The following is a 6,765-nucleotide window of genomic DNA, read 5'->3' as shown; positions in this document are numbered from 1 at the left end:
CGAGCAGCAGCAGCGAGTCGATGACCGGAGCCAGCCCCCGCGCCCAGCCGGCCATGGGCCACGTTTGCCCCGCCAGGACCCCCAGGCCGCGCAAGGCGAACAGGGTGATGCTGAGCGCCACCAGGGCGATGTGCAGCGGCAGGAGCCAAGGGTAGAGGGCGGCGACCCATTCGGGGGAGGGCATGGTGCGCGCATCATAGGCGGCTGCAGCGGCGGAGTGTGGGGGCGCAAGACGGGCCAGCCGCCGGGCCGCACCAAGCCGGATCAGCCCCCCAGCGTGGGGTAGTCGGTGTAGCCCTGGGCACCACCGCCGTATAACGTCATCTTGTCCGGCGTGTTGAACGGGCCGCCCGCCTTCAGGCGCGCCACCAGGTCGGGGTTGGCGATGTAGGGGCGTCCGAAGGCGACCAGGTCGGCACCGCCAGCCAGCGCCTGCTGGGCCAGCGGCAGGTCGTAGCCGTTGTTGACCATCCAGGCGCCGGTGCCGCCGGCCTGGCGGTACGCGGCCTTGAACGCGGCGTAGTCGAACGGCCGGTCGGGCAGGTCGCGCGGGCCGCCCGTGGCGCCTTCGATCACGTGCACATAGGCCAGGCCGTGCCGGCCCAGGGCGTGGGCTACGTGTTCGAACAGCGGCTGCGGGTCGGCGTCCACCACGTCGTTGGCCGGGGTCACGGGCGAGAGGCGGATACCGGTGCGGCCGCCGCCGATGGCGTCGGTCACCGCGGCCACCACTTCGAGCAGCAGGCGCGCGCGGTTGGCGATGCTGCCGCCGTAGTCGTCGGTGCGGTGGTTGCTGCCGGTCTTGAGGAACTGGTCGATCAGGTAGCCGTTGGCGGCGTGGATTTCCACCCCGTCGAACCCGGCGCTGATGGCGTTCATGGCCGCGTGGCGGTAGGCCTGCACGATGCCCGGGATCTCGGCCGCGTCCAGCGCGCGTGGCTCGGACGTGTCCACAAAGGTGGGCACGCCGTCCTTGAGCAGCACGGTCTTGGTGTTCGCGCGGATGGCCGAGGGCGCGACCGGCTTCTGGAAGTGCGGCTGCAGTTCCACATGCGAGACGCGACCCACGTGCCAGAGCTGGGTGACGATCTTGCCGCCGGCGTGATGCACAGCCTGGGTCACCCGCTTCCAGCCGTCCAGCTGTTCGGTGCCGTACAGGCCCGGCACGTCGGCGTAGCCCTGGCCTTCGTGGCAGATCGCCGTGGCTTCGGTGATCAGCAGACCGGCGCTGGCGCGCTGGGTGTAGTACTCGGCCATCAGCGGGGTGGGGATGGCGTCGGGCGCGCGGTTGCGCGTCAGCGGCGCCATGACGATGCGGTTGGCCAGGTGCAGGTCACCGGCGGTGACGGGGTCGAAGAGGGTGGTCATGATGGGAGGTGTGGGATCGGTGGAGCCGTGAAAGGTGTGCAGAGCCTACGCCCGCCCGCCGGGCTTTGCCAGCACCTGCCGGACAGGGCTTGCGCTGCGTCAGGGTTTGGCGCGGGTGACAGCGCGAAGGTCGGGGGCGGTCGACAATCGGGCGCATGAAAGCCCTGTCCTCCATCCGTCTGTCCATGCTCGATCTGGTCGCCGTGCGCGAAGGCGGCACCGTGGCCGATGCGCTGGCCATCGCGCTGCGCACCGCGCAGCACGCCGAATCGCTCGGTTTCAACCGCTACTGGCTGGCCGAGCATCACAACATGAGCGGCATCGCCAGCTCGGCCACGGCCGTGCTGGTCGGCCACATCGCGGGTGGCACGCAACGCATCCGCGTCGGTTCCGGCGGCGTGATGCTGCCCAACCACGCGCCGCTGGTGGTGGCCGAGGCCTTCGGTACCCTGGCCGAGCTGTACCCGGGCCGCATCGACCTGGGCCTGGGCCGCGCGCCCGGCACCGACCCGCTGACCATGCGCGCGCTGCGCCGCGACCGGCCCGAGACCGAAGAAGACTTCCAGCGCGATGTGGCCGAACTGCAGCGCCTGCTGGGCGATCCGCAACCGGGCCAGCGCCTGATCGCCATGCCCGGCGCGGGCACCCAGGTGCCGATCTGGCTGCTGGGCTCCAGCCTGTTCTCGGCCCAGCTCGCGGCCGAGCGTGGCCTGCCCTACGCTTTCGCGTCGCACTTCGCGCCGCGTTACCTGCTGCAGGCGCTGCACCTGTACCGGGCGAACTTCAAACCGTCCAAGGTGCTCGGCAAGCCCTACGCCGTGGTCGGCGTGCCGCTGATCGCGGCGCCCACCGATGACGAGGCCGAGTACCTGGCCAGCAGCACCTACCAGCGCGTGCTGGGCATCCTCACCGGCCGGCGCGGCCAGCTGCCGGCGCCGGTGCACGGGTTCATGCAACAGCTCGACGGTCAGGCCCGAGCGGCCATCGACGACTTCCTGGCCTGCGCCGTCATCGGCGGCCCGGACACGGTGCGCGCCGGCCTGCAGCAGCTGGCCGACGCGACCGAGGCCGACGAGTTCATGCTGGTCAGCGACGTGTTCGACCCGGCGCTGCGCCTGCGTTCGCTGGACATCGCCGCGGCCGCCATGCGCGAGGCGGTGCCCGCCTGAGCGGTCACGTCGTTCGCCTCAGAGATGCGGCGGCGCCCGCATCTGCTCCGGCGTCGTGAAGTAGGCGGAAGACGACCCCATGCGCTCGCGCGCCCGCGCGAACTCGTGCCGCGCCACGCTGCGCAGGTGCACCTCGTCCGGGCCGTCGAGCAGGTGCAGGGCGCGGCCCCAGGTCCAGAACTGCGCCAGCGGCGTGTCGGGCGACAGGCCCATGGCGCCGAAGATCTGCATCGCGCGGTCGACCACGCGGGTCTGCAGCCCGGCCGCCACCACCTTGATGGCGGCCACCTGTGCCCGCACCGCGGCCGGCGCGGCCTGTTCGGGGTGGTCCAGCAGCCAGGCGCAGCGCAGCACCAGCAGGCGCGCTTGGTCGATCTCGATGCGCGAGTGCGCGATCCACTCCTGCACGTTGGCGTAGTCGGCCAGGTGGTGGCCGAAGCTGCGCCGCTCCAGCGCGCGTTCGGTGGCCAGGGCCAGCGCCAGCTCGCACTGGCCGATGGTGCGCATGCAGTGGTGCACGCGCCCCGGCCCCAGCCGCGCCTGCGCCATCGCAAAACCGTGGCCCCAGTCGCCCAGCAAGTGGTCGGCCGGTACGCGCACCTGTCGCAAGACGATCTCGCAATGCCCTTCGGGCGCGTGGTGGTGCACCACCGGGATGTTGCGCACGACTTCCAGCCCGGGCGTGCCCATGGGCACCAGCACCATGCTGTGCTGGTGGTGGGCGTCCTCACCGCCGTCGCCATCGTTGCGCGCCATCACGATCAGCACGCGGCAGGCCGGGTGCGCCACGCCGGTGATGAACCATTTGCGGCCATTGAGCACCAGTTCGTCGCCCTCGCGCCGCACCGTGGTCTGCAGGTTGGTCGGGTCGGACGAGGCCACGTCGGGCTCGGACATCGCGAACGCCGAGCGGATGGTGCCGTGCAGCAGCGGCATCAGCCAGCGCTCGCGCTGCGCGGGCGTGGCAAAGCGGTGCAGCAGTTCCATGTTGCCGGTGTCGGGCGCGCTGCAGTTGAACACCTCGGCCGCCCAGCTCAGCTGGCCCATGGCCTCGGCCAGCGGCGCGTAGTCGAGGTTGCTCAAACGCGTGCCCGGTTCGCCCTCGCGCAGGTCGGGCAGGAACAGGTTCCACAGCCCTTCTTCTTTCGCCAGCGTCTTGAGGTCGTTGATGAAGGGGGGCGGGTACACCCCGTCCTGCACCGCCTGCTGCCAGGCCGCGTTGTGCGGCAGCACATAGGTCTGCAGGAACCGGTCCAGCTGGCGCACCAGCGCCTGCGCGCGGGGGCTGTGTTCAAAGTCCATGCGGCCGATTGTGGGCAGAGCAGGGGTCGGGGCAGGCGCCTGGGTGACAGGAGCGGTGCGTTCGTCGGCTGGCTGTGGTGGCCTGCCACAAAAACGGACCGTCTTGACGCACCGCAAGGTATGGCGATCCGGGCGCCGATAGCCTTTGCCGTTTCGCCTGATGAGAGGGCCACAATTCCTACAAAAAGAGAGGTTTCCTGGGTCCGCTCCCGGCCGACTTTGGCGCAAAATGCAGGCCTTCCGCGCTCCCTTCTCCCCCACCACACCCCCTTGACCGGCACCCCGCCCCGCGGGTGTGCGTGCGTTGGGTCTGAGCCTTTCTTTTTCTCCCGTTCACCGCCCTCAGGATCATTCCGCCCATGAAACGAGACCACGCCATGCGTCCCCAGGACCTGACCGCCACCCAACCCATCAGCCAGGACGTGCTGGCCGAGAAATACCTCAAACCCGGCGAAACCGGCTTTGAAGACCTGTACCGCCGTGTGGCGCGAGCGCTCGCTTCGGTGGAAAAGCCCGAAGCGCGTGCCGATTGGGAACAGAAGTTCCTGGACAACCTGCACGCCGGCGCCATCGGCGCGGGCCGCATCATGAGCGCGGCCGGCACCGACATCCAGGCCACGCTGATCAACTGCTTCGTGCAGCCGGTGGGTGATTGCATCCAGGGCGTGGACGCCGACGGTTACCCCGGCATCTACGAAGCCCTGCGCGAAGCCGCCGAAACCATGCGCCGCGGCGGTGGCGTGGGCTACGACTTCTCCCGCATCCGCCCCAAGGGTGCCGAGGTCAAGGGCACGCACTCCATGGCCTCCGGCCCGTGCTCGTACATCAACGTGTTCGACCAGTCGTGCTAGACAGTCGAGAGCGCCGGCGCGCGCCGCGGCGCCCAGATGGGCGTGCTGCGCATCGACCACCCGGACGTGCTGGAATTCATCACCGCCAAGCGCACCCCGGGCCGCTGGAACAATTTCAACGTCTCGGTCGGCGTGTCGGACGCCTTCATGGAAGCCGTCAGCGGCGACCAGCCCTGGGAACTGGTGCACAAGGCCCGCCCGGGCCAGAAGCTGATCGCCAAGGGCGCCTACCAGCGCAGCGACGGCCAGTGGGTCTACCAGACCGTGGCCGCCCGCGAGCTGTGGGACACCATCATGAAGTCGGCCTACGACTTCGCCGAGCCCGGCATCCTGTTCCTGGACCGCATCGGCACCGACAACAACCTGCACTATTGCGAGACCATTTCCGCCACCAACCCGTGTGGCGAACAGCCGCTGCCGCCCTACGGCTGCTGCGACCTCGGACCCATCATCCTCACCCGTTTCGTGCGCAACCCCTTCGGTTTTGGCGGCACGTCCAGCTTCGACTTCGAAGCCTTTGAAGCCGCCGTCGCCACCCAGGTGCGCGCGCTCGACAACGTGCTGGACGTGACCTTCTGGCCGCTGGAACAGCAACGCGCCGAGTCTGCCGCCAAGCGCCGCATCGGCGTGGGCTTCACCGGCATGGGCAACGCCCTGGCCATGCTGTGCGTGCGCTACGACCGCGAAGACGGTCGCGTGGCCGCCGCGCAGATCGCCGAGCGCATGCGCAACGCCGCCTACCTGGCCTCCATCGAGCTGGCCAAGGAAAAGGGCCGCTTCCCCAAGTTCGACGCCGACGGCTACCTGGCCTCCGGCACCTTCGCCAGCCGCCTGCCGGCCGACATCCAGAAGGCCATCCGCAAGCACGGCATCCGCAACAGCCACCTGCTGTCCATCGCCCCCACCGGCACCGTCAGCCTGGCCTTTGCCGACAACGCGTCCAACGGCATCGAGCCGCCGTTCTCGTGGATGTACCGCCGCAAGAAGCGCGAGGCCGACGGTTCCACCAGCGAATACGCGGTGGAAGACCACGCCTGGCGCCTGTACCGCGAACTCGGCGGCAATGTCGACCAGCTGCCCGAGTACTTCGTCAACGCCCTGGCCATGAGCGCCGGTGAGCACATCGCCATGATGGAAGCGGTGCAGCCTTTCGTGGACACCGCCATTTCCAAGACGGTGAACGTCGCCGCCGACTACCCATTCGACGACTTCAAGAACCTGTACCTGCAGGCCTGGCGCGCCCGCCTCAAGGGCATGGCCACTTACCGGCCCAACAACATCCTGGGCTCGGTGCTCGACACCGGCACGCCCGCCGCGGCCGAAGCCAAGCCGGCCGCTCCGGTGCCCGCCACCCCGGTGGACCCGATGCGCACCGTGATCGAGAGCCGTCCCAAGGGCGCGCTGTCGGCTGTGGCCGACAAGATCGAGTACTGGACGCAGGAAGGCCACAAGACGCTGTACATCGTGGTCTCGTTCCTGCCGGTGCCCGCCGCCGACGGCAAGGGCACGGTCGAACGCGCCATCGAGTTCTTCATGCCGGTGGGCCAGAACGGTGAGTCGCAGCAGTGGATCACTTCGACCATGCGCATGCTGTCGCTGGCCGCGCGCGGTGGCTTCCTGGGCCGTGCGCTGTCCGACATGCGCAAGGTCGCCTGGGACCGCGGCCCGGTGCGCCTGGGCACGTACCAAAAAGCCGACGGCACCCACGTGCCGATGTGGCACGACTCCGAAGTCGCCGCCATCGCCTTCGCGTTGCAGAACATCATCGCCCGCCGCAACCAGGCCAGCGACACCGCTGCCGTGAGCACGCCGCACCTGCCGGCCGCCCCCGAACTGCCGGGCATGGCCACGCCGAGCAACGTGATGGCCGGCAAGAAGTGCCCCGAGTGCGGCGCCCACGCCATGATCCGCAAGGACGGCTGCGACTACTGCACCTCCTGCGGCCACCTCGGCAGCTGCGGCTGACGCCAAGCCCCTACCGCCCCCGGTGGCTCCACCGGTGGGCGGTTTTTTCGGGCTATAAAGATGCACGTCACATGTCTATTCAAATAAAGCCGGGGCCCCCACGGCGACCC

Annotated in this window: 4 protein-coding genes and 1 pseudogene; 2 read left to right on the top strand and 3 right to left on the bottom strand. The window is 69.5% G+C overall.

Going from position 1 to position 6,765, the window contains the following annotated elements; genetic code table 11:
* Both ACR2JA_RS13220 and ACR2JA_RS13215 read right to left on the bottom strand, forming a co-directional pair.
* Window positions 1–184 (bottom strand): SirB2 family protein (locus ACR2JA_RS13220; protein ID WP_434009542.1); only part of this gene is annotated, 184 nt, incomplete at its 3' end.
* A gap of 80 nt (window positions 185–264) precedes the next feature.
* Window positions 265–1,368: an alkene reductase gene (locus tag ACR2JA_RS13215; RefSeq protein ID WP_434009541.1), complete on the bottom strand. Its 1,104-nt coding sequence runs from the start codon at window positions 1,366–1,368 to the stop codon at window positions 265–267.
* A 155-nt stretch (window positions 1,369–1,523) separates the two neighbouring features.
* Between ACR2JA_RS13215 and ACR2JA_RS13210 the strand changes: the two genes are divergently transcribed.
* The gene (locus ACR2JA_RS13210; protein WP_434009540.1) at window positions 1,524–2,537 is read left to right on the top strand and encodes an LLM class flavin-dependent oxidoreductase; all 1,014 of its coding nucleotides are present in this window, start codon (window positions 1,524–1,526) and stop codon (window positions 2,535–2,537) included.
* 18 nt (window positions 2,538–2,555) lie between these two features.
* Here ACR2JA_RS13210 and ACR2JA_RS13205 read toward each other — a convergent pair whose 3' ends face one another.
* Window positions 2,556–3,839 (bottom strand): acyl-CoA dehydrogenase family protein, encoded by a 1,284-nt coding sequence (locus tag ACR2JA_RS13205; protein WP_434009539.1) that lies wholly within the window; start codon window positions 3,837–3,839, stop codon window positions 2,556–2,558.
* Between the two features lie 377 nt (window positions 3,840–4,216).
* Between ACR2JA_RS13205 and ACR2JA_RS13200 the strand changes: the two are divergent.
* Window positions 4,217–6,655 (top strand): annotated as a pseudogene (locus ACR2JA_RS13200) (adenosylcobalamin-dependent ribonucleoside-diphosphate reductase).
* The last annotated feature ends 110 nt before the right edge of the window (window positions 6,656–6,765 follow it).

This window comes from Hydrogenophaga sp. (assembly GCF_051007235.1).
In the GTDB taxonomy this organism is placed as follows: domain Bacteria; phylum Pseudomonadota; class Gammaproteobacteria; order Burkholderiales; family Burkholderiaceae_C; genus Hydrogenophaga.
Note: the sequence above shows the minus strand (reverse complement) of the source record. Positions and strands in the feature narration are given on the sequence as shown.